At 58.3% G+C, this 20,808-nt stretch carries 37 protein-coding genes and 1 tRNA gene; 2 read left to right on the top strand and 36 right to left on the bottom strand.

Features of this window, described 5'->3' with window-relative positions; translation table 11 throughout:
• Window positions 1-30 precede the first annotated feature (30 nt).
• From PT275_RS06410 to PT275_RS06360, 11 genes are all read right to left on the bottom strand, one after another.
• Window positions 31-417 carry a hypothetical protein gene (locus PT275_RS06410; protein ID WP_277153404.1) on the bottom strand — a complete coding sequence of 129 codons (387 nt, stop codon included), beginning with the start codon at window positions 415-417 and terminating at the stop codon, window positions 31-33.
• Window positions 414-788 (bottom strand): hypothetical protein, encoded by a 375-nt coding sequence (locus tag PT275_RS06405; RefSeq protein ID WP_277153402.1) that lies wholly within the window; start codon window positions 786-788, stop codon window positions 414-416. The genes PT275_RS06410 and PT275_RS06405 overlap by 4 nt, the downstream gene beginning before the upstream one ends.
• A complete protein-coding gene (locus PT275_RS06400) occupies window positions 778-1,218 on the bottom strand; it encodes a DUF6093 family protein (protein WP_277153400.1) in 441 nt (146 codons plus the stop codon). Before PT275_RS06400 ends, PT275_RS06405 begins: the two co-directional genes overlap by 11 nt.
• 24 nt (window positions 1,219-1,242) lie before the next feature.
• A complete protein-coding gene (locus PT275_RS06395) occupies window positions 1,243-1,689 on the bottom strand; it encodes a Gp19/Gp15/Gp42 family protein (RefSeq protein ID WP_277153398.1) in 447 nt (148 codons plus the stop codon).
• 6 nt (window positions 1,690-1,695) lie between these two features.
• Window positions 1,696-2,013, bottom strand: a complete 318-nt coding sequence (locus PT275_RS06390) for a hypothetical protein (RefSeq protein ID WP_277153396.1) — start codon at window positions 2,011-2,013, stop codon at window positions 1,696-1,698.
• Window positions 2,010-2,981, bottom strand: a complete 972-nt coding sequence (locus PT275_RS06385; RefSeq protein ID WP_277153394.1) for a major capsid protein — start codon at window positions 2,979-2,981, stop codon at window positions 2,010-2,012. Before PT275_RS06385 ends, PT275_RS06390 begins: the two co-directional genes overlap by 4 nt.
• Before the next feature lie 18 nt (window positions 2,982-2,999).
• Window positions 3,000-3,548, bottom strand: a complete 549-nt coding sequence (locus PT275_RS06380) for a DUF4355 domain-containing protein (RefSeq protein WP_277153392.1) — start codon at window positions 3,546-3,548, stop codon at window positions 3,000-3,002.
• Between the two features lie 82 nt (window positions 3,549-3,630).
• Window positions 3,631-4,665, bottom strand: coding sequence for a hypothetical protein (locus PT275_RS06375; protein WP_277153390.1), 1,035 nt, complete (start codon window positions 4,663-4,665; stop codon window positions 3,631-3,633).
• Window positions 4,595-6,004 carry a phage portal protein gene (locus PT275_RS06370; RefSeq protein WP_277153388.1) on the bottom strand — a complete coding sequence of 470 codons (1,410 nt, stop codon included), beginning with the start codon at window positions 6,002-6,004 and terminating at the stop codon, window positions 4,595-4,597. Before PT275_RS06370 ends, PT275_RS06375 begins: the two co-directional genes overlap by 71 nt.
• Window positions 5,976-7,643, bottom strand: a complete 1,668-nt coding sequence (locus tag PT275_RS06365) for a hypothetical protein (RefSeq protein ID WP_277153386.1) — start codon at window positions 7,641-7,643, stop codon at window positions 5,976-5,978. Before PT275_RS06365 ends, PT275_RS06370 begins: the two co-directional genes overlap by 29 nt.
• Complete coding sequence (locus tag PT275_RS06360; RefSeq protein WP_277153384.1) at window positions 7,640-8,185, bottom strand: hypothetical protein; 546 nt, start codon at window positions 8,183-8,185, stop codon at window positions 7,640-7,642. The genes PT275_RS06365 and PT275_RS06360 overlap by 4 nt, the downstream gene beginning before the upstream one ends.
• A 120-nt stretch (window positions 8,186-8,305) precedes the next feature.
• On the opposite strand from PT275_RS06360, the gene PT275_RS06355 reads away from it, so the two are divergent.
• Window positions 8,306-8,950 (top strand): DUF4145 domain-containing protein, encoded by a 645-nt coding sequence (locus PT275_RS06355; protein ID WP_277153382.1) that lies wholly within the window; start codon window positions 8,306-8,308, stop codon window positions 8,948-8,950.
• 208 nt (window positions 8,951-9,158) lie between these two features.
• Here the strand turns inward: PT275_RS06355 and PT275_RS06350 are convergent, their stop codons facing one another.
• The 3 genes from PT275_RS06350 to PT275_RS06340 form a co-directional block, all read right to left on the bottom strand.
• Window positions 9,159-9,500, bottom strand: coding sequence for a hypothetical protein (locus tag PT275_RS06350; RefSeq protein ID WP_277153380.1), 342 nt, complete (start codon window positions 9,498-9,500; stop codon window positions 9,159-9,161).
• The gene (locus tag PT275_RS06345; RefSeq protein WP_277153378.1) at window positions 9,500-9,739 is read right to left on the bottom strand and encodes a hypothetical protein; all 240 of its coding nucleotides are present in this window, start codon (window positions 9,737-9,739) and stop codon (window positions 9,500-9,502) included. The genes PT275_RS06350 and PT275_RS06345 overlap by 1 nt, the downstream gene beginning before the upstream one ends.
• Window positions 9,740-9,881: 142 nt before the next feature.
• A tRNA-Ser gene (locus PT275_RS06340) sits at window positions 9,882-9,966 on the bottom strand.
• Window positions 9,967-10,073: 107 nt separating this feature from the next.
• Here PT275_RS06340 and PT275_RS06335 point away from each other — a divergent pair.
• Window positions 10,074-10,265 (top strand): hypothetical protein, encoded by a 192-nt coding sequence (locus PT275_RS06335; RefSeq protein ID WP_277153376.1) that lies wholly within the window; start codon window positions 10,074-10,076, stop codon window positions 10,263-10,265.
• A 79-nt stretch (window positions 10,266-10,344) separates the two neighbouring features.
• On the opposite strand, the gene PT275_RS06330 is transcribed toward PT275_RS06335, so the two are convergent.
• From PT275_RS06330 to PT275_RS06225, 22 genes are all read right to left on the bottom strand, one after another.
• Window positions 10,345-11,106, bottom strand: a complete 762-nt coding sequence (locus PT275_RS06330) for a hypothetical protein (protein WP_277153374.1) — start codon at window positions 11,104-11,106, stop codon at window positions 10,345-10,347.
• Window positions 11,103-11,237, bottom strand: coding sequence for a hypothetical protein (locus PT275_RS06325; RefSeq protein ID WP_277153372.1), 135 nt, complete (start codon window positions 11,235-11,237; stop codon window positions 11,103-11,105). Before PT275_RS06325 ends, PT275_RS06330 begins: the two co-directional genes overlap by 4 nt.
• On the bottom strand, window positions 11,234-11,470 hold the full coding sequence (locus PT275_RS06320) for a hypothetical protein (RefSeq protein ID WP_277153370.1): 237 nt from the start codon (window positions 11,468-11,470) through the stop codon (window positions 11,234-11,236). Before PT275_RS06320 ends, PT275_RS06325 begins: the two co-directional genes overlap by 4 nt.
• Window positions 11,467-11,640, bottom strand: coding sequence for a hypothetical protein (locus PT275_RS06315; protein ID WP_277153368.1), 174 nt, complete (start codon window positions 11,638-11,640; stop codon window positions 11,467-11,469). The genes PT275_RS06320 and PT275_RS06315 overlap by 4 nt, the downstream gene beginning before the upstream one ends.
• Complete coding sequence (locus tag PT275_RS06310; protein WP_277153366.1) at window positions 11,637-11,912, bottom strand: hypothetical protein; 276 nt, start codon at window positions 11,910-11,912, stop codon at window positions 11,637-11,639. The genes PT275_RS06315 and PT275_RS06310 overlap by 4 nt, the downstream gene beginning before the upstream one ends.
• The gene (locus PT275_RS06305) at window positions 11,909-12,346 is read right to left on the bottom strand and encodes a hypothetical protein (protein ID WP_277153364.1); all 438 of its coding nucleotides are present in this window, start codon (window positions 12,344-12,346) and stop codon (window positions 11,909-11,911) included. Before PT275_RS06305 ends, PT275_RS06310 begins: the two co-directional genes overlap by 4 nt.
• Window positions 12,343-12,864 carry a hypothetical protein gene (locus tag PT275_RS06300; RefSeq protein ID WP_277153362.1) on the bottom strand — a complete coding sequence of 174 codons (522 nt, stop codon included), beginning with the start codon at window positions 12,862-12,864 and terminating at the stop codon, window positions 12,343-12,345. The genes PT275_RS06305 and PT275_RS06300 overlap by 4 nt, the downstream gene beginning before the upstream one ends.
• Window positions 12,861-13,262 (bottom strand): hypothetical protein, encoded by a 402-nt coding sequence (locus PT275_RS06295; protein WP_277153360.1) that lies wholly within the window; start codon window positions 13,260-13,262, stop codon window positions 12,861-12,863. The genes PT275_RS06300 and PT275_RS06295 overlap by 4 nt, the downstream gene beginning before the upstream one ends.
• 91 nt (window positions 13,263-13,353) lie before the next feature.
• Complete coding sequence (locus PT275_RS06290) at window positions 13,354-13,545, bottom strand: hypothetical protein (protein ID WP_277153358.1); 192 nt, start codon at window positions 13,543-13,545, stop codon at window positions 13,354-13,356.
• On the bottom strand, window positions 13,542-13,802 hold the full coding sequence (locus PT275_RS06285) for a hypothetical protein (RefSeq protein ID WP_277153356.1): 261 nt from the start codon (window positions 13,800-13,802) through the stop codon (window positions 13,542-13,544). The genes PT275_RS06290 and PT275_RS06285 overlap by 4 nt, the downstream gene beginning before the upstream one ends.
• Window positions 13,799-14,215, bottom strand: coding sequence for a hypothetical protein (locus PT275_RS06280; protein ID WP_277153353.1), 417 nt, complete (start codon window positions 14,213-14,215; stop codon window positions 13,799-13,801). The genes PT275_RS06285 and PT275_RS06280 overlap by 4 nt, the downstream gene beginning before the upstream one ends.
• Complete coding sequence (locus PT275_RS06275) at window positions 14,212-14,811, bottom strand: hypothetical protein (RefSeq protein ID WP_277153351.1); 600 nt, start codon at window positions 14,809-14,811, stop codon at window positions 14,212-14,214. Before PT275_RS06275 ends, PT275_RS06280 begins: the two co-directional genes overlap by 4 nt.
• Entirely contained in the window at window positions 14,798-15,682 is an 885-nt protein-coding gene (locus PT275_RS06270; protein WP_277153349.1) for a site-specific DNA-methyltransferase, read from the bottom strand. The genes PT275_RS06275 and PT275_RS06270 overlap by 14 nt, the downstream gene beginning before the upstream one ends.
• A complete protein-coding gene (locus PT275_RS06265; RefSeq protein WP_277153347.1) occupies window positions 15,679-16,629 on the bottom strand; it encodes a hypothetical protein in 951 nt (316 codons plus the stop codon). Before PT275_RS06265 ends, PT275_RS06270 begins: the two co-directional genes overlap by 4 nt.
• A gap of 63 nt (window positions 16,630-16,692) precedes the next feature.
• Window positions 16,693-17,943 (bottom strand): DNA cytosine methyltransferase, encoded by a 1,251-nt coding sequence (locus PT275_RS06260; protein ID WP_277153345.1) that lies wholly within the window; start codon window positions 17,941-17,943, stop codon window positions 16,693-16,695.
• Entirely contained in the window at window positions 17,927-18,508 is a 582-nt protein-coding gene (locus PT275_RS06255; RefSeq protein WP_277153343.1) for a single-stranded DNA-binding protein, read from the bottom strand. The genes PT275_RS06260 and PT275_RS06255 overlap by 17 nt, the downstream gene beginning before the upstream one ends.
• A 1-nt stretch (window position 18,509) precedes the next feature.
• A complete protein-coding gene (locus PT275_RS06250) occupies window positions 18,510-18,707 on the bottom strand; it encodes a hypothetical protein (RefSeq protein ID WP_277153341.1) in 198 nt (65 codons plus the stop codon).
• Entirely contained in the window at window positions 18,698-18,940 is a 243-nt protein-coding gene (locus tag PT275_RS06245; RefSeq protein WP_277153339.1) for a hypothetical protein, read from the bottom strand. Before PT275_RS06245 ends, PT275_RS06250 begins: the two co-directional genes overlap by 10 nt.
• Window positions 18,940-19,140: a hypothetical protein gene (locus PT275_RS06240; protein ID WP_277153337.1), complete on the bottom strand. Its 201-nt coding sequence runs from the start codon at window positions 19,138-19,140 to the stop codon at window positions 18,940-18,942. Before PT275_RS06240 ends, PT275_RS06245 begins: the two co-directional genes overlap by 1 nt.
• The gene (locus tag PT275_RS06235) at window positions 19,137-19,325 is read right to left on the bottom strand and encodes a hypothetical protein (RefSeq protein ID WP_277153335.1); all 189 of its coding nucleotides are present in this window, start codon (window positions 19,323-19,325) and stop codon (window positions 19,137-19,139) included. The genes PT275_RS06240 and PT275_RS06235 overlap by 4 nt, the downstream gene beginning before the upstream one ends.
• Window positions 19,322-19,969 (bottom strand): hypothetical protein, encoded by a 648-nt coding sequence (locus PT275_RS06230; protein ID WP_277153332.1) that lies wholly within the window; start codon window positions 19,967-19,969, stop codon window positions 19,322-19,324. The genes PT275_RS06235 and PT275_RS06230 overlap by 4 nt, the downstream gene beginning before the upstream one ends.
• The gene (locus PT275_RS06225) at window positions 19,966-20,778 is read right to left on the bottom strand and encodes a phage antirepressor KilAC domain-containing protein (RefSeq protein ID WP_277153330.1); all 813 of its coding nucleotides are present in this window, start codon (window positions 20,776-20,778) and stop codon (window positions 19,966-19,968) included. Before PT275_RS06225 ends, PT275_RS06230 begins: the two co-directional genes overlap by 4 nt.
• Window positions 20,779-20,808: the final 30 nt, after the last annotated feature.

The raw sequence follows: 20,808 nt of genomic DNA, 5'->3' as shown, positions 1-20,808 counted from the left end.
CCGGGATGGCTGGGGCTTCTGTTGATTGGGTTATGCGGGCCAGCTTGTAAGCCAGGTCATGACCCGCATCTGATAGGGGGCGTTGGTCGCAGGATTAATTAGTTCGCTGGGATAGCTTCGGTCGATATCGGCCACGAGGCAGCTCATGTCCTTGTGGGGTCTCGCTCCGTCGAGGCTGATGAGCTTGTCGCAGACGATGCCAATACCCGTATCGGAGGGGCCAACCACGCGGATGCTGAGTTCGCCTTGATGATTGGTGACTCTTCCGCTTTCGACATGGTCGCGGGTCTTCTCCGAAAACAAGGCCACAATCCAGGGCGGCGAGCCTTTCGGAGGCGGACCGTCGATATAGACGTCCCAGCCTTCGAGCTTGGGCAGCAGGCCCATGACGGCTTGACGGGCTTCGACGTATTTCATAGCTTGCCCGCCACCTCGCCGATGTGCCTGGCAGTGTTGTCGAGCTCATCGACGCCGTGTCCGTAGAACTCGTGCTGCCCGCCACCTTTGGAGGTGCCGAAGAAGGCGATGTTGGCGAGGTCGCTGGCGCCGCCTTTCTCGGGACCGATGTCGGCTTCGGTCGTAAAGCCGTCCTGGTGCATGTCGTAATGGATACGCACGCGCCGGAAAGCCTTGTTGCTTGAGGTCTGCAAGTCGTCGGTGATGGCCTGCTTGATATTGGTCGCGCCTTTCTTCACCACCGCCGCGACCTCGACTGTCTTGCGTAAAGGCAGGCGGGCGAGCTCTTGGCCAAGCTGAGTGATCTCATGCGTGTCGATCTCAACCGTCATCGGCATCATCTCCCTCGTTTTTGGGGATCTCCTGGACGTTCCAGCGTCGCGCGGTCGCATACGTCTTCTCCGACTGGAGGTTGACCAGCCGGAATTTTCGACCCACGAGGTCAGAGTCGGCGGATGAATCGCATGCGGCCATATCACCCGGCTGCATACCGGTCGCGCTAACAGGGAAATGCAGGTAGAGCGTCCACACCGGCACGATGCCGCCGACATTGCTGCTCTCGCCGCTCGCCGTGTTGGCCTGCGAGGCGACCCCGCCCGACGTCTGCACCTTGCCCTTGCCCTTATAGACTTGGACAAGTTTCGGAGTGCTGACACCGGTATCGGGATCAACAATCTCGCCTTGACTGCGGGTGACAGTGAAGCTGTCAGTCATGAGCCGCTCGGCGTTGGCACGCATGCGTGGCAGCGCCCTGTCGAGCATCGCCTTCGCGTCCATGGCGTCTCCTTAGTAGCAGTACGGATAGCTGGGAAGCGGGAAGGCATCGGGCTCCGGCATCGCCATGACGCTGAATGCGTTGCTTGTCGGCGTCTTGAGCAGCATGGCCCATTCGTCGTCAAGGATGACGATCTCGCCGCTGGCGCGGGCGTCGACGACGGTGTTCTGAAGATTACCGTCGTCGATTTGCGTCATCTGCGATTTCATGCCGTCGGGGTTGCTGGCCTTGCGTTCGACCGCAGACACGAGCACATCGTTGACGACGGCTTTGTATTCCGCGTCGGCGAGCGCCCACTTGTCGAGCTGGGTGACGCGCCTGCGTATCTGGCGTTCCGCCCTGTTGAGCCAGCGTTGGATTTGCTTGGCTTCGATGCTGTCTGCGGGGATTTCCCTGCCGAGTTCGGTGGCCACGTCGCTGACGGTCGCGTATTTCGCAATGAGATCATCAGCCATCATGGCCTCCTACTTGGTGGGTTTCGTGGTGGACTTGGCCTTAGCTGCGGTGGCTTTCGCATCGTCGGATTCCTTGTCGTCCGTACCTTCAGCAGGTGTTGGATCGGCTGCCGAGACTTCTTCGGGAGCCTTCGCCGGCGGCGAAGCGGTTCCCGAATCCTGAGATTCCGAATCTTTCTCTTCGGTGATCGTGTAGCCGTGGCGCCTGAAGTAGTCCAGCGTGCCATCGGGCTTCCCGTCGGTCTTGCCGAATCCATGTCGAAAAGCGACGCCGGCGACGATTCCCGTATATCCTTCCACAGGGGTTTGTACGAGGTAAGCCATCATTGCACCTTGACTTTCCGCAGCACCGCTGCAGCCTTGGTGGCCTTGAGAGCCACGCCTACGGGGCCGAGCTCGACCTCGCCTTTGTGCACGGCTCCGGCCTGTGTGAAGTCCGGCAGGAAAGTCTGCACGAGCTGGCCTCCCTTGACGGAGATGCCGTGGAATCCGTCGAGGCCGACGCGGTAGGCATAGACGTCGGTGGTGCCGTCATCCTTGTTGATGGGGATGATCGGGTCGTTGCTGCCGGCCTTGGTGCCAGCATCGACGAAGAGCACGCCGCCATAATCCTCGCGGGTGATCGGTCGGCCGTTCGCGCCGACGAGCCCTTCGACTGGATCACGGTTGTAGGCGCTGGTGCGTCGTGCCGCGGCGCGGAGCTTATCCAAAGCCTTCTTGTTGCTGACGATGACCGTGGGCTGGCCGTCGAGATTTCCGAGGAAATCGTCGACGCTGTCGAGGATTTTGAAGCCGCTGTCAGACATGTCGGTCCAATCCGGTTTGCTGCCCGTATCCTCGGTGCTGGAGCCGGTGAGGGCCTTGTCGAGACCGTCGAAGGCGCTGGAATTCACGGCGGTGTCGCCGTTGATGACGGCGTCCTGGAAGAGCGCGATCGCGGCCTTGACCTTTTGCATGACATTGAGCGTCACGGCACCGGACGCCTCCGGTCCGAGATTGGCCAGCACGCGGTCGATCTCGAAGCTGCCGCCGAGCACGGCGAGCGTGACGGAGATCTTCTCGGTCTCCACGTTGCTGGGCTCGTAATCGGTGTTGATGGCGCGGAATGCCGCGATGGGCTGGGTCTTGAGACGGCGATAGCCGTAGTCGAGCGTCGCTCCGCCGCCGGCAGGAGACACGCAGTCATCGAAAATGAGTGAGTCGAGTATCTCGGAATTCTTTCGGAATTCGTCGATGACCATGGGGTCGAAATCCTCGGTGGTGTTGTTCTTGGCTTCCGCCAATGTTACAGCCATGTTGTGGCCTCCTATATGCTATTTGAGGTGTCCGGCGATGGCCTCTTGCAGGGTCGTCGGCTTGGGGTTGTCGCCCTTGCCCTGGCTTGGGTCGGCCTTTGGGGTCTTGGGCGTTATCTTGAGGAGTTCTGCTAGGCTGTCGGCGTCGGCGAGCATCTCTTCCTTGGTGCTCCCGCGAAGCCGCGTGGCGAGTTTCAGCGGGATGCCTTTTTCGGCGGCTACCTCGTACTGGGTGGCTTTGCGCTCGTTCGCCGAGCTTGATGCCTCCAGTTCCTTGAGGTGTTCGGCCTGCTTTTCGGACTCGGTCTTGTCCTTGTCCTCGAATTCCTTGATCTTGGCTTCGGCTTCGGCGAGTTTGGCCTTCGTGGCCTTGTTCTCCTCGCGTTCCGCCTTCAGGGCCTTGAGTCCCGCTGGACCGAGTTTCTCGCCGTCGGGATCGTTTCCGGACTGCTGCGGCGGGTCTGCCGGTGGCTGGGGATCGCCCTCATTGCCACTCCCTCCTTCGCCTGGCGTCTCGATGAGACGCAGTCTCCAGAGCGGGGATCCGAAGATGCCGTGTTTGTGCATGTTTCCTCCATTTGTTTGTTTTGGCCATATCGCATGGCAAAGCGCCGCCCGCATCGCGCGGGTGGTTGAAAAATTGTGTGAATCAGGCGGCCAGTCCGAGCCAGCCGTAATTCTTGAGAAGCTTCATCGCTTTGGCATGGTCATTGCCGGCGATCTGGTAGATGGTCTCAGGCATGAGCCTTGGCCGGTCGACGCGGAAGTATTTGCTGCCATCGCGGTGCATGGTCTTGACGTATCCAGCCTTTTTCACCATCCAGTATCCGGTGCCGCGTTTCGTCGTGCTTTCGGTCGTGTATTTGATGTTGCGCCCGTAGAGCTGGGCAGGCCTCACGTCGCCGCGTTTGCGGTAGGCGTTGACGAGCTTGTTGAGGTCGGCGCCGTCCTTCCATGCCCTCGCGTTGGCTTGGCTGCCGAGCACGTGCGCGAGCTGCTTGTCATCGAGGGAGTCGAGATAGTCGTTGGCGCTGGAGAAGTGGGTCATGAGCATCTTCTCGTCCCTGCACCACATGGCGATGCAGTCGCAATATGGATGCCGCTCGAAAGGCTTCTTCCCACTCGGCATGCCGGCGAGTATCGCGCATCTTCCACAGCTGGGCGGCGTGAGCGCACGCACATAACAGGCGTCGAAGTTGAAGCTCTTCGCGCTCATGAGGCTTGCGGTGCGGCTGGTGTCGGCGAGCGCGGTGCGGATGAGTCGCGCCATGTCGGCGTCTATCTGCATGACCGCGATGCGCGAGTCGGTTCCTTCGCCGATCTGGCGTTTGGCTGTGAGGATGGAACCGTAAAACACGTCGAAAAGTGCTTGGCCGTTGCCTGCGGTGCCGTTGAGAATGGTGGTGTCGAAGTCGAATCCGCGTGCGGGTAACGGCCTGTGGTCGATGGCCCGCATCGCGTCCGGCGTCGTCTCCCACGCCTCTTGTGCCACATCGTTCTGTGACTGCCCAATTAGCAGGAGCATGTCTGGCGCTGCAGCGGCGAATGACCTGTCGAGGTCTCCGGGAATCACCGCCTGGTGCCAGATGTGGATTGCCTTGGTAACGGTCTTGTTACTGCTGTTGCGGAGGTTCCTGCCCTGTTCCCGTATCAGATTGGGCACCTGTTGGCTGAGTTCCGTCATTCGTGGCCTCCGGCTTGATTAGGCTCGCCCAGTATGCGGCGTCCGTGTCAGCAAAGCGTTGGCGTTCCCTGTCCTTGCGGGCCTTGCTCCATCCGAGTTCGTCCCATGCGCCTTCACGGGTAATGATGCCGGCGCTGAAGAGCTTCTGGATGGCGTCGGCCTTCTGGCTGAAGGTTGGGGTGTTGGGATCGTCCCAGTCGCATCGCACACGGTTGCCGTCCACGGGTTCGCCTTTTGCGAAGCGGTAGGCGAGCGCCATGACGTCGCCCCATGAGTCGCCGTCGATGGTGTTTTTGAGTTCGACGTTTTTGACGAGTCGTACTTCGTCGGCGCGTATGGCGCCTTCGGCTGCTGGGTTGGCTGCGGATTGTGCGAAGTAGCGCATGGGCAGGCCGGTGACGGCGCTGACCTGTTGGGCGAGCATGTCGATGACGGTTTTGAAGTTTTCGAGGTTGCTGGCTTCGAATTGGCCGAATTTGGCGTCTTTGTTGCCAGTGGAGGTCATGGCGTTGTAATAGGTCTTCCACCCGTTGGTCATGTTGCCGTTGGCATCAACGAAGTCTTCCTTGTTGACGCCGATGGCCCATTTGCCTGGTACGGCGTGGGTCTCCATCGCCACCTGTAGGTCCATGAGCGCACGCGCGGCCATGTCGGTGGGGCGCAGGACATCCTGCATCTCACTTTCGCCGACAAAGTCGGAGACCATCGGACGGTTGATGAACTGAACGACAGGAACCTTGCCGAGGTCGTGGTCATCGCGGTCCTCGATCTGCCAGCCGGCGTGATTGGCCTTGCTAAGGAAGATGGTGGAGTTCGGCAGATAAAGGGTGGCTTCGCTTGCCGCCGCAGGTTCCAACGGGTCGTAGTAGACGCGCAGGGCCGCGGTGACCCGGCGTGTGCGCGGGTCAATCTGGGCGATCATGCTTTTGGAGGATTCCACCGTGATGAGCGGGTGATCCTTGTCGTCCTCGTTGGTGCCCACAGTGACAAAACCGTGGCCCTGTATGCGGGTTTCGAGGTGTGCGAGGACGCTCTGGGATTCCATGTTGTTGGCTTCCCAGACCTCCTGCATCCACTCGTCGGAATTGGGCTGATCGGGCATGCTGAAACCGCTGACGTGCTGGCGTTGCACGACCGTGTCCACGGTTACTCTCGGCCAGTTCAAAGGAAATTCGAAGGCACGCAGCTCCTGGGGAACGGCAAGGCCAATGGTCTGGATACGCTGCTCGCCCTTGTAGTATTCCGTCAGTTCCTTGTGGGTGCCGCGTCGAGATTGGAGTTTGGTGTAGAGGTAACGGACGAGGCGCTGCTCATCCGAAGATAACTCCGTTGTTGCCATATCCGTGTCTACCTCCGTTGTCCGAACTGTTGGCGTTGAGCAGCCAGACCTTCTGCCGGTCGCCCTTCCAGCCGAGCGCCCTCATATCGCATGCGGCCTCATGGGCGAGGATGTCGGCCATGCTGATGTCGATTTTCTGGTTTTCCGAGGGTTTGCCGAGCACGAATTTGTCGCCGGGCTTGGCGACCATTCGCGCGGCCATCATGTGCAGTTTCGCCACCGGATCGGGAGAATGAGTGGTGGTCTTGTCTGCGGTATCCTCGCGGAAACGCACAAGCGCGTTGTACATGCGGCCCACCTGGTTGGTCGGCCATTGCACGACGGTATCCTCGCCGTAGCGTTCACTCCACGCGTCGACCTGCGTCTCCCACGGGTGAGGGTCGCAATAGAAGCGCTGAACCTTGTAGCGACTGAACATCTCGCTGACACAGGCATCGACCTCGCCGCGCGGGATGCGCCCCTCCCATTCCTTGGGGTTCCAGTACGAAGGGCGATGGGCTTTGCTGTAGGTAGGCGTCCAACGCCAACCGTCCATCGTCTCGGCACGAAGGGCCGTCCAATCTCCGGACTGCGAGCCATCGAAGCCCATGCAAATCTCTGTGCCAGCAGGCGGAACCTCTCGGTCATCCGTCGTATCGTCGTACAGTGCTTCCGGCATGTACGAGCCGAGGCCTTGGACGAGTTCGCAGCCGAAGAACCGTCTGGCTTGAGCCGGGTCGCGCTGCAGGAGTTCGGAGGCAGTCGCCTCGACCGATTCGAGGTTGACCCACGGGGAGCCTTTGTAGACGAATTCGAGAATCTTCCTGCGATCGTCCTTATCGGTGAAGTCAAGTTTGGGGTCGTGGCGCGGGAAATATTTCATGATGTCTTCGCTGCGCGATTCGTAGGTCGCCTGCCCAAAGCTGGCATCCATAGGATCCCACGGGTTGGTAAGCTCCATCATGCGACCGTCCATGCCGCCTAGGCCACGGAGCACGGTGTCGGCGACCTCGAACATGCCGGAACGTTTGGTATAGACGCCGCTCTCGTCGAGGATGGCGAAGTTGACCGGGTTGCCCAGCTTCGATCTTGCCGACGCGGTAACGGGGTCTATCCTGCCTCCGTTAGGCAGTCGGATGAATCCCTCACGCACCTGCATGAGATCGGAGAGGCTGCCGTTACGGATCATCGTCTGCAAAGGCCGGTATACGTTCGCGGTCTGTTCCTCGCTGTTGGCAAGCAGTTGTACCAGTGCGGTCTGTCGAGGCATTCCCATTGGTTCGCCCGGTTGGTATTCGTATTCGAATCCGCAGCCGCAGCCCCAGTCGGAGCAGCGGAATTTCTCGCCGCCTTCGGCCCAGCCGCAAAACACGCACGGACCAGCACCTTCGAAACAGGACAGGGCGGCGCCAAACGGGGACTTGCCGAGCTTCTGACCGCCGACGATCTGTCCACGGCGCCAGTCGAAAGCGTTTCCTTGGACTGGTCGTGAGGGATTATATTCGGTTTCCGGTTTGACCCGATAGAAGTCAACAGCGTTCTTGAGCTGCCAGCCGACGAGGATGAAGGGCTTGTTGAGGTCGTATCCGGCCGGGACCACGCAGTGGGCGGCTATCCAGTCAGCGAAGAGAAATCCGAGGGACTTGACTACGGCCATCATCCCTCCATCTTGGCGTACCTTTCACGGGCACTCGGAAAATGAACAACGTTGGAATCGGTTTTGCCAGTTTTGGGCTGGTGCTTTACGGTATCGTCCACAATCTCCCATCCGTTGAGCTTCAAGCCCTGCGGGGTAAGCCCGATGGTGTCGGCATAGCGTTGCAAGGTCGCGCGGTCGGCTGCCTTGGCTTCGGAGGATTCGCAGATGACGAATTGCCGACAGTACAAGGCAACGGTGTGGAACAGGTAGGCGTATTGGGGCATGTGCCAGGCGATGGCCTGAGGCAGTTTCCACAATTCGCGCCACAGTTGTTTCTCGCGTTTGTTCCAGGCTTCGCTGGCTGCGGTATCGACTTCCTTCTCGAGACCGTCATCGGTCTTCCAAGTGTCAATGATTTCATAAGGTGCCAGCGGGAACGCTTTGGGCCTGTACTTGTATCCTTTGGCGCTGAGCGGCACGAGCGAGCGCCCCAAACGTTCCGACCGTTCGGAGTTGGGGTCGAAGCTCGGGCCGGATCGCGCTCGGGCTCCTCCCCGTGCCATTTGTCACTCCAATCCAAGAAAGCTAGAATTCATTGCATGGAAACAAAACGAGTTTGCTGGCATTGCCACACCTTTTCACACATGAGTCTTCCGAGAACGCATAACCCGATATACGGGTCTATGGAGATAACGGATAATGTATGGGAATTCACTTTTCCACAAACCACTCTAAAACCCCGAAATGGAGATATTCTTTTTACGATTTATGAGTGTGATTCCTGTGGTTTCCCTAATTTACGGAAAAACATCATAAAGAGATCGGAAAATAGTGGCGGTTACTCTATGATTCCAACGGAGGACTGGATTCCTTTATCTTCTGAGGAACATGAATATACGGATGTTCCAGCCGAAATTGCAAAAGCCGCGTCGGAAGCGCATAAATGCTATTCAATCAACGCCTATCGTGCTGCTGTAGTTATGGCTCGTACCGTACTCGAGGGAATCGCAAATAGTAAAATCAATCCCGTAAAGGAAAACGGATACGAAAAAGATCTTAAAGAAAAAATTAAGGATCTCGGCAAAGCAGGCATTATCTCAAAACGTCTTGAAGACAAAGCTTCAATAATCAAAGATATTGGTAACGGATCCACTCATAACATTTTTGAGGAAATCACTGAAACAGACGCAATCAATACATTGAACTTCCTCGATCTTTTAATTGATGAAGTATATACACAAGAAGCACAATACGATCAACTTGGGCAGACAAATAAAAAACTAAACATAAGTAAGCAGAAACTTCTTGACAGATTCAGAACTAAGTAAACATGCGAATTCGATTTTAAAATTCTGCTTCCAAAAACTTTGAACCCTCCGCACTTGCGAGTCACCTCACCGGCGGTCTGGAGCAGCCCCGTCGGGGTACCCCCTGGGGGTGCCGACGGGCTGAGGAAAGAAGGAAGTGAACAAAATCGATGTTCGTTTCTTCTTTTAAAACGTTTAAAAGGTGTCCTGTTGTGCGGTTCGCGTCGGTTCAGCGCCAGCGTTCGCGCATTCGCACGCTGTTCGCTTGTCCTGCGCTTCGGTTGCAATGCGCATGTTCGGGACCTGACCAACCTGTTCGCGCGTCGTTGTGTCCAAGATCCCAAGCCTGCCAAGGAAAGACCGGAAGACCGCAGCGTTTGCAGATCGGTCGAACGCCTTGCGACATCAGCCGCTTCCACTTCTCGCGCTCGGCTTGATGAGCTTTGCCATAGCCGCGACGCGAGGCGCTGCCGCGTGCCTGCTCGTGGGCTCGCCTGTGGACCATGCAATAGCGTTGGCCGACCGGAACAAGCTGCGGGCAGTTGGCCCACGCACACCGACGCATGGGCATCAGGCCGCCAGAGCCTCCGACTGGGCGGGCTGGGTATCGGGTTTGGTGGCAGCGGGGACGGACGCCGCGGAGTCCGTAGATACTTGTTTGACGCTGCACCAGTGGTTGTAGGATGCCGAGGGCTGGCCGTCACGGTAAACGGTGAGGGTATCGGTATCCGCCTGCCAGGAGTCGCCCTCCACGGTATCGGTCTTGGTGCCGCCCGAGATCAGGGAGCCGGTGTATTCGATCTGCAGCATGATGATGCCTCCAGAGTATTGATTGTTTAATAAGTGAATGCCCTGCGCTCGCGAGTGTATAAGGAGTTTTTATTGGCAATAGCGTGCGCGAGGCAGGGCAAAGATAAAGCCGGACATGGAAAGGATAAGTCTGTCCGGCCAGCGGTTGGTGCAGGATTCGAACCTGCGGCACCATGGGGTGCGACGACTTAGCAAGCCGCTGCGTTAGGCCTCTCCGCCAACCAACCATGATGCCGAAGGTTTGCTTGCATCGGAACCGTTATATGATCCGTGGCGGCAATCCTTCGGCAAGAATAGAATTACTCCTGACCGCTATCGACGGAGAGGAGGTGAAATGAGCAATATAAAGATTGAATTCAACGATGACGCATTAGAGAAGGTTGCAAAGCAAGCAGTTAACAAATGGGCGTCCGAAAGGCAGGATAAGTGTTTCTTCTGTGGAAAGCCCTTACAACCGAATCCGGCATTGAAACCAAACCAAGTACCAGTATGTGCTGAATGTGCAAGGAAGCATCAGCAAGACTAGGAACGCAAAAGGGCCGAAAGCTCATGCCTCCGACCCAATAAAACTAACAATATCCAAAGTACGGAAACAAAGCGGAATGTCAATCAGCTCCGGCGTGTCGCATCGATTCAGCCAAAGCGAGCAGCTCCCCCATGTCGAACCGGTGCCTGCCATTCCCGAGGCTTTCATGCGTCAGACTGTCGCGCTGTATCCACATGTTGACCACCTTGCGCGTCACGTACAGCCCGGTGTTCTTGTGTATCCACTTTGCAGCCTCCGCCGGTGTGGCCTCCAAAGGTTTTTCGTGCAGCTTCTCGCGACGCGTACGCCTCAGCTCATCGGTAGACCAGACCGACCCGCAGGCACGGCATTCGACCTCACTGACATCCCTCGCTCCCGCAACCTCACTCCCACAGTCCGGGTTGAGGCACCTGCCGTAGATGATCTCGTCATCGACCGGAGTGATCATGCCACGCACCTTCGAGGAAATATGCGCAACCGCACGATAGGCGCCACCGCACTCGGGGCACGCCGCGATACGCCCCACACGGTTGATGAGCTTGCGGATCAGTTGCGGCGTCCTCGGCTCCCACACCCCCACATCCGCACCGATCGGACGCAGCACGCCACCGACCTCATCCATCAGATCACCCCACGAAAGCGCATACGCCGCCTGTGGATACGGGCTGCGAGCGCCTCCCCCGTTATTCGGTTTGGCCTTCCGATAGGCGTATTGCTGGATCTGGTAATAGTCGATCCTGAGGTTATGCAGGTTGTCTGCGAGAACCTTGCGGTGCGTCTTGCACAATGTTCCATCGTGTGGCATGTTCTCGCAGATCGGGCAGAGCTTGTTATCGGTCATTTGTCCCCTTTCGAATGATGATTGCGTTTATGGTCGTAGTGGCGCTCGCGAATGATGAGCCATGTGAATCCGGTGAGGTCGATGGCGAGTATGGTCGCGAGCGCCGAAACGTATCCAATCCAGAAGCTCATGGCTCCTCCTTCCCGTCCTCCGGCAGATCTCGGTTGGCATCGTGGTCTTCGTCGTTTTCCAGCTTGGGTAGTGTGCCGTCGCCCCACGCACGCCGGATTGTCTGGGAGTCTTCATCTCGGTGGCGGGACAGTGCGGATTGGATGGCGTACATTATTGCGATGCCCATGCCGAAAGTGAGCATGGCGATGATCAGTACCTGCATGATCATTGTCCCGTTGTTGTCCATTGTCATGGTTCCTCCGTGATTGTTATCGAGTCGAGCTTCGCTTCCTGCTCCAGCAGGTTGAGGTAGCCTGTCAACCGGGTCACAGTCAGTGGGCCGTCGATGACGTGCTTCTCTTCGCCGTGACTTTCCCCGAAGCCTCCCGGCCTCGTGGTGCGTATCGTGATAAGAGTTTTCAAGATTCATTCCTTCCAAGCAGTCTCTGCAATACATTGTGCTTCTCCCGTACTTCAGCTTCGTACTGCGCCGCGTGCGCGGGGCACAGGTCACGACCGTCCTTGAGATGCTCCCAGCTGGGATATCTGACGTACTTGGATTCGAGGTGCTCGGCGCTGGCCTGCAGCGCATCCCAATAGGACGGGAACAGACTCATACTGAACAACGACAGTACGGCATTGCAATCCGGCCAGTCACAATGCATCTCGTGCGCCACGACCCCAACGTCACTCATTGCAGCTCCCTCTTCAGGTCCGCGAGCGCCGCCCTCGTCTCCGAGAGTTTCATGTGGAGCCTGAGCGCGGTCTCGTAGGCATCGGTGCCGTAGATTCTGACCATGGCGAGGTCCGCCTGCATGGCGAACGCGTCGAAGGAAGTGGCCGCCGCCATCAGCAGGGTTTTCGCATACGTTGCATTGACAAGCGCGTTGAGCGCGTCCCTGCCACGCGTGACGGTCAGGTTCTCCAGTGGTGTGCCTCCGACCTTCGGCAGCCACCATCTCGCGGCCTGGTCGGACTTGCACCGGTCGCAGATCATCTCGAACTCCGAGTCTTCGGCATCCACTTTGCTGACGATGCCCTTGTGGTGGTAGCCGTGATGGTCGAACTCCACGATGTCACCCACACGGAAATCCTCGATCGTGATCTGCTTCGCTGTTTGCTTGCTCATTTCACAGTCTCCTTGCCGTCTTCGAGCAGTTTCTCCTCGCGTTCCCTGCGCTCACAGGCTCTTGCCTCGAGGTGATCTGCCCAGTCCAGCCATGCCGAAGTCTCCACGGTGCTGGTATCACGGAAGCCGAGCCGTCCCAGGCACTGCAGGCATACGCTCGACGCACGTTTCGCCTGGTCGCCGTGCACCAGCACCACCGGTCGCAGCAAGCCCGACGAGAAATTCCGCCCGCACAGGTCGCAAGGCTCCAGATCCTGTGTGACGAACGAACCGTCCGGACGGGGGATGAAATCCCTGCCGTCCAACGCCCGGCGGATCTGTTCGACCGAACCGATCGCGGCCAGCAGCTTCGAGACCGCGTCCTTCCACAGTTCCAGATGCTCGGCGTCGCTGGAAAGCATCTGATCGCGCAGCGTGTCCATGCTCGCAAACACATGCTCCAGCGTTACCGACATGACCGCCGTCAGGCTCTGCGCCTTTAAATGATGCAGATCGTAATCCTTGTCTTCAGTACTCATTTCGTTTCCTTCCCTGCTTCGAGTTGCTTTCGTGTCTCCTCCGGCATGTACCGGTCGGGGTATTCGGCTCCCGTCAGCTCGGCGAACTCCCTGAAATCGGCCTCGCTCATCTCGTCCGGATACCATTCACGCTCATCGATGACTCCGGTCGCGGGATCGCGTCTGACGGTGTAACCGGTCCACCCGTGGCGCATCGCCGCCATCTGAGCATCATAGGAATCAGGATCAAACCCGTCCATCCACTTCAGACGCCGGGTACGCACCGCCGTGAACTCGTCCGAACCACCCTCATCCACATACCGCGCCTTAGCCGCACCACGGGTGGGAGCCTGGATGACCATGCCCTCATCCCACTCGTCACCGCAAGCGCACAACCAGGACTTCTTGGCCACGCTCATTTCCGAGCCTCCTTGCGGTAGGGGTTCTTGGCTGCAATATCGGAGAAGTAGCAAGGGGCTCCCGGAGCTTTCTGCACGTACTTGTCGAACATCATGCGCACCCCCTCAGCCCAAGCCTCGGCCTTGGCCGGAAGTGTCTCATCGTCATCGGCGTCATGGTCGAACGCGTAGCCAGAGGCAAGTTGAACGGCTCGTCACGCACCTCGCTGGTTTTCGTGCCGTCCAGTATCAGCCGGTAAATCTGAGGCTCTATCTTCGCCGTGATAATCCTTGTGGTTCTCATCGTCTGTTGCCTCCCTCATCAATGACGGCGGCCATGTCACGCAGCCATTCCGCCTGCTGGTGTCGGGCCATACGACCGGCCTTTCGAAGCTCACGGGCGATATCCTCCATCTGGGCGGCGACCACCTCGGCATCCTCCGGAGTATGCCGGAACAGATAGCCGTCCACACGCACCCTGACTTCGCCAGCTTCTGCCGTGACGCCTATGCCATGGATCCTGCGCTCATGGCTTCTGTGGTTTCCCATTCTGATGATCATCGTGTTTTCTCTCCTTGGCCAATCTGTTTCCGGTTTTCCTTCCAAGCGTCGTAGGTGGTAAGTCTCCGATTATCGTCGAGCAGATACGGCAGCATGACCTGATCCAAATCCGCCATACCAGCCTCGATAATCGCAAGCTGCGCCTGAATCCACTGCCTGAGCGTGCGCCATGCGACCATACGGGCGTGCTTAGGAGTAGCCGGAGCTTTGGAGTTCCTCTCCTTCTCCAGCAGTCGCAGCACCCCTCGCGAGTCCGCCGGCACGCGGTACCACAATCCCCGGTACTCGAACTCGAGCCCGTCGGGGTCGTTGATGACGGTTATGCGGCTTGCCCCATGATCGGTCAGCAGGTTCACGATCTCCGATTTCGTTTTTTCTGCACTTATCGAAGTCGTATAGTTCAACACACTCATTGTTTTTCCTTTCTTTGGTTTTCGAAATCTATCCTTGCGAAATCCTCAAGCCTGCAGTCATAACTCAGACCCAAAGTCACCGCCACGACCCCATCGGAATCCGTAGTGACTGCTGTGAGCACGCCTTGATGCTCATCACCGTCACTGTCGGTGACCGTCGCATCAAGACCGACCTTCGTCTCAAGTTCCTCCTTCGACCAACACAGACCGGTCTCCAGCAGACGCCTCTCAACTTCGTCGTCGGTCAGCCTGCGCATCATGCCGTCCGGCAGGAGCCATACCCAGCCCCACTGGGCGGTCAGCACCGGCACCGTGGACGGGTCGTTAACCGTGCGGTGCACGATCCATCCCTTGCGGTAGGACTCCGCCGGATGGGCGTGGATGTACCCGTGGCATCCTGTATCACCCGAACCGTCCACAAGCATCAGGTTCTCGGGCTGGTGCACGCGCCCGAACGAGGGACGGCGTGGCCTGCGGTGATGCCGCGAGGCTCCCGGCCAGTATTCCGTGATGGCCCTGCCGCAGCGCAGGCAGCAGCGTCCGTCACGCATGTCCACCGTGTCGCACACCTTCCGGCTCGGCTCACTCCGCGTCATCGTCGGCCTCCTTTATCGCTTTCTGATTTTTTGCCAGAATTCCCTGAACTTCAGAAGTGCGTTCTGCAGCGTCTAACTCCAATAGGTCCGGTTCGACGGGCTGATGGCTGCACCGCGTGCGGGCGACTTGAGCATAATGCTGGTCTATCTCGAAACCCACGTAGTGTCTGCCCAGTTTCTTCGCAGCCACGCATGTAGTGCCCGCGCCACACGTCAAATCACACACCCTCATGCCCGGCAAGGTGTGAATGCCGATGAGGCGTTCCATCAACTCCATGGGCTTCTGCGTCGGGTGCTGGTGCCGTTCACGGGTGCGGGGCCAAGAGAACCAGTCAAGAATCATTGAACCGTGATTGGTGAACCTCGGCAGGTGGTCGCGGTAGCTCAGAATCGCATGCTCGGTGGCACCGCAGTACCGCATGTTGGCTTTCAACGCCTGGGAGCTCGCCCTCTTGACGAACGTCAACGGGATATACCCCTTGAAGCCATGACCGCGCATGCACCCGATCAATGACGCCTGCTGTTCGAAGGAGCAGAACGTGATCACGCACCCGTCCGAACCCCGCTTGCCGGTCGACGGTTTGAGCAAGCCGGCGCAGGCCTCCGCATACGAGTCAAGGTCGAAACCGGAATCCGATTCGAAGAATGGCTTGGCTGCCAGATCGCTGCATTCGCCGCCGACACGACGGTCCTTGTACCACATCGGGTTCGAGGCATAAGCGCGAGCGCCCAACCCATAAGGTATATCGCTCAGCAACAGGTCGAAAACACCGACCTTATGCGCTTCCCAATTCCGAAAATCGTCATTGATAATCACATCGTCGGCCACGCCATTGGCTGGAGCGGCTGCAATCTTTTCACCAGCACTCATGCGGTAACCTCCGTTTTCTTCCGTGCTTCTTCCATCTGTCTGAGTTCCTCCATCGCAGCCTCGTCCGACTTGCCCTCATTGAACAGGTCACGGAGAGCCAGCAGCCGCCAATCGGAAGGGTCTGCTACATCGAGTCCGAGCAGATTGAGGACCCGCTTGGAGCCGATGCCGTACGTGGTCTTGTGCTCCGGTTCCTTCTCGGGCTCCTGCCACGTCCTGCCCTCGAACGCCGTGTCCTGGAATATTTGGTTTTGGTGTTGGTCGCGTTTGGATTCGGAGCGTTTGAGGATCCATGTGTCGAATGCGGCGTCGAGGTTGCGGTACCCGTAGTGTTCGATGCCTTTGGATAGCAGTGAGTTTCTGAATTCCTTGGCGAGGTTGTCCACATCGATGAGGGGGTAGCCCTTATCGACGAGCTCCATGGCCTGCTGCCGGTGATCGGGTTTGGGCTTCCACTCTCGGATTTCATTTTCATCTGGGAGCGGGTGTCTCTCACTCTTATCGTTAGATAAGAGTGAGGTTCTTGGGTTCTTAGTGTTCTGAGTGTTAAGGGTTGACACGTCATTGACCGGACACTGATTAATCAGTGATTCGTCATTCTGCCCAGCGATGTATCTCGCCTGCGCTCTACGATGCTTCTCGGCCTTCTCCAAGGCCTTCTCCCGACTGGTCTGATGGTCAAGATAATCATGAATGTAGTACCCGGACTCGCCGTCATCCTCGAGCATCCTCACATCAAGCAGCGCGTCAATATCGTCATCATCCGCGCCGAGCTGATAGTACAGCTCGTCATCAGTGATATGACCATCATTCAGACGATCACTGCAAAACGAGATCGCCAGCGCATACAACCCCAACGCCGTCGGCCGCTCGCGGCGCAGCTTGCGTACCTTCGTGCTCCGCCAGAACCCGTTGCTCAGTTTCGCGAACCCGTCACGCTTCACCATCGTTTGCCTCCCTCATAGCCGATCAGCACCGTCACGCCCAGAATCAAAGCCGCTACAAGCCAGTCAGGCATCAGTCACCATCTCCTTCTCGACCCGCAGGATGTTCCTGCCAATCCACGCCATGACCGGCACCGCCATCGAATTGCCCAACGCCCTGTAACGCGGCCCGTCATCGGGATGCGGTTTGCCGTTATAGGGCACATACGTCCAACCATCCGGAAAACCCTGCAGGCGCTCGCATTCCACCGGCGTCAGACGGCGCACGCTGCCGTCACCGGGGAACAGGCTTTGCCTTTCGCCGTTGGACAACAGCGCGCCGCTCACCTCGTCGCCTACCAGTGCGCCCTTGCCGCCGCCTCTCTTCCCGCCGCGTACGCGCAGCGTCGATGCACGCCCGCCTATGAGCAGGCCTCCGCTCCGGATGGATCGGCTGTTGCGGAAACATCTGTTCGGATCGGAGGAGTCCAAGGCCGGGAGCACGTTGGATACGTTCGGCGTGGACAAGTAATGTGCGTCCTTGGCCATATGCGCGGTCAGGGTGGGTGCCATGTCCTCGCACACCTCGGCGTTGTAGCCCGTATCCGCAGAACAGTAGACGGCAGGAGCATGGTCAGTCTTGACGGTAGGCGACTGCTCTGCCTCGTAGCCTATGCCTTCGGCTTTCGCCACGACGCTGTAGAAGCCTGCGCTTCGAGCGCCCTTCTGAGCGCGTCGGGCAAGGGCTTGCCTCTTCTTGCCGCCCGTTTCAATATCCCACTGCAGGCTTTCGGGCTCAAAAAGTACTTCCGCGCCACGCATGGTTCCAAGACTTCCGACAAGGAACACACGGCGGCGTCGCTGGGCCACTCCGAAATACTGCGCGTCCAGTACGCGCCATGCCAGACCATACCCGAGGCCATCCATCTCGGCGAGAAGCTGTCGGTAAGCCCCCCCTCCCTCGCTTGTGAGCGCTCCCGGGACGTTCTCCCAGACAAACCATTCCGGACGGAGGCAACGTACCGCGCGAACATACTCGAACATGAGCCCACTGGCCCCTTTGAGCCCCTCCCGTCTGCCGGCAAGGCTGAAGGACTGGCAGGGGCTTCCCCCGACCACAACGTCAACTGCTCCACATCCATGTTTGCTCCAATTCACCTTCGTGACATCACCCAAATCCGGCACATCCGGATACCGCTCGGCCAGCACCGCCTTGCAGAACGGGTCAATCTCGCTGAACACCACCGGTTCGAAACCCAACGGTCTCCAAGCCGCCGACGCCGCCTCGATACCAGAAAACAGGCTGACATATCTCAAAGCCCTAGAATTCAGGTTCACCGGAATCACCCCCGAACTCGTCCTGCTGCGCCACCGCTCCCCACGGGTCGGGCTCGCTGCCCACCGGGGCCGTGGGATCATGCGGCATGTAATTGGCCTGGCTGTTCTGCTGTGCGTTGTTCCACGGGGCAGGCTGGCCGGAGCCGTCCTGGTAGGCGTCCCCATTGCCTTGCCCCGGCCAGTTGCCGCCGTTGTTGTGGTTTGCTTTGGTGACCTGTGTGGTGGCATAGCGAAGGGACGGTCCGATCTCGTCGACCGTCATCTCCACCACCGTGCGGTTGCTCCCGTCATTGGCGGTGTACGAACGCTGCTGCAAACGGCCCTGCGCAATCACGCGCATGCCCTTGGAAAGCGACGACGCACAATGATCCGCCATATCCCGCCACGCCGAACAACGCATAAAGAGGGCGTTGCCGTCCTCCCACTGGTTCGTCTGACGATTGAACGTACGCGGCGTCGAAGCAATCGTGAAACTCGCCACCGATGCCCCGCTGCCGATCGTGCGCAGCTCCGGGTCGGCGGTCAGGTTGCCGACGATCGTGATAACCGTATCTCCTGCCGACATGTCACTCCTTCCCTTCCTTGTGCAGTTCCAGATACCTTCTCGCGGCTTCTTGTACCACACCGCTTTCAAACGCCTCCAAGGTGAACACGACCCTGTCGAGCAGCTCGTCCACGTCTTCCGGCCAGTAGAGCTCGCTCCTGAAGCGCTTGGAGGTGTGGAGTTCGGCATTCCTGACCTCGTCCGAAGTGATCAGCTCCATCTCAGCTCCCTTCGCGGTATCCACCGGCACATCGCCGTCACCTTCCTGCCGATACGGTCGATGCGGATGTCCTTGTCGGCCGGTTGCAGAAACACATACGGGTAATCCTCACGACTATTGAGTTCACTGATCGTCGAATGCACTTCGTCGACAATCGACCTTTCCGCCTTGATCAGCCCGTCGGCAGTCAACGGCCACACGCACGGTATGGCATCACGAAAACTCACACCCATCAGACACGCTCCTCAGTCGGGAAAGTCTCGGTACGAGCCTGCAAATCACTGGCGAGATACCCACCTTTCTGCCCCGGCTTCTCCACCCGAAACAAGTCCCCGTAATGCTCGCGGAACAACTTCTTCGTCCGATAAGGCGTACGTCTCATCGCCTCGTCCTCTGGAAGAAACTCGAACGGCGTATTCACAACCACTTTCAAGACTCTCCGCCTCCTTCGTAGACGGTCAGCCATGTCAAAGGTGCCAACATCACAGCCGTCAGAAAAGCCAACAGGTTAGCCAGCGGATACCCGCACGCTTGGTGCGTAAGCATCCACCCCCACGCCACGACTTCGACGACCACGACGACACCGGTCGCGAGCGCAAGTTTTGTTTTCCGTGTCATTGGGCGTCCTTGTTTTCGCTGGTGTCTGGTTTGTCTTTTGTTGGCGGTTCGACGTACGGTTTATCGCCAGCGAATCGTATGGGCACGATGAGGCCGTCAACTTGGTGTTCATTCTGTCCGCAGCACCACCATGGTCCGGTGGAAGGTTTTGCCGTGCTGGGGCGCATGATGAGCGGCTCGGTCTTGTATGCGCGGACGAGTTCGGCTGTGTCGTTGAGGAATCTGGGGTTGAAAGCAATGTTGTCGATGACGGGTGGGTTGTCTGGAAGTTTGAACAGGTGGGCCATTTCGGGGAACCTGCTGCTGGTCTCGTCTGGTTTCCGCCATCGTTCCGGGTCCATGAGATCCCAGCTGGAGCGTGCGGTGCAGACCCGAGTCCATGCCGCGAGATTGCCTTCGAAATCGAATTTTTCGTTGGGTGCGCCGATGCTGTCTGGCATGAGCAGATCGATCCAGCTGCCGTCAGGAATGTCAAGCCCTTCGAGGTCGTAGCGCACGCCGATGAAATGGTTAGACCAGTATGCGAAGCGTTTGCCATCGTATTGGATTCGGCAGAGTGCTGGCCTGTTCGTCATCTCCGAGGAATACCGGGTGAGGATTTGTGCCTGTCTTTTGGTGATGTAAACGTTCTTCTCGCTGCTCATGCCGCCAGCTCCTTCGTGCTTGCCAATGCTTCGAATTTCTGATCTGAAAGTTTCCGGTAGATCAGGGCAAGGCCCTTGCCGGTGATGAGGATCTTGGGAGCGAATGCGAACACGCTGCCGTCCCTGTGGCTGCCGCGGCTCGCATACGCCTTGGTGGTCAGATGACCTTCGTCGATATGCTTCTGCGCGGGCTTGAGATCGCCGTTCGCGGTCCTGAAAACCCACTTCCACTCACGCAGCAATTGGAAAAGCCTCGTCTGCCCGAGCTGGAATCCCGCACCTGCCAGCAGTTTCGCCGCGTCGCCAACGCTGTACGTCTGTCCCTTCGTTACCAGGTCGTCCGCGAGCGCCGCTTTCGGTTCGAGTTCCTTTACTTTCGCCTCGGCGACCTCACGGCCTTGCTTAGCGTCGGCGTAGTTGCCGATGAGTTTCATGAGATTCTCGGGCTCAGAGAGCAGCTTGTCCACATCGACCTGCTTGCCATAACCGCCGGTCTTGCGGATAGTGGGGAGTACTTCGCCGGTAACCCATATGCGGAATCGTTTCGCTTCGGGCTTTCGGCTGCGCATGATAATCGCGTAGACACCGGACTCGTTAACGATGGCCATATTCTGCTTGCCACCAAGGGTGTCAATAATAGTGTGACCCTTTTCGTTCGGTTCAAGGCGGTCGGCGACCATGTTGGAACTCTTCATGCCAAGGGCTTTGCAGATGTCGGCGAGTACGAACCACGTCTCTCCCAACGAGGTCGTCCTCGTCCTGATGGTTTGCCCTTCGAAGTCGAAGGGCTGTATACTTGTAGCAGACATTAGGTTTATCCTTTCTATTTGTCTGCGCCG

The sequence above is a fragment of the Bifidobacterium sp. ESL0745 genome, assembly GCF_029433335.1.
GTDB lineage: Bacteria > Actinomycetota > Actinomycetes > Actinomycetales > Bifidobacteriaceae > Bifidobacterium.
This window is presented reverse-complemented; position numbering and strand designations above follow the sequence as displayed.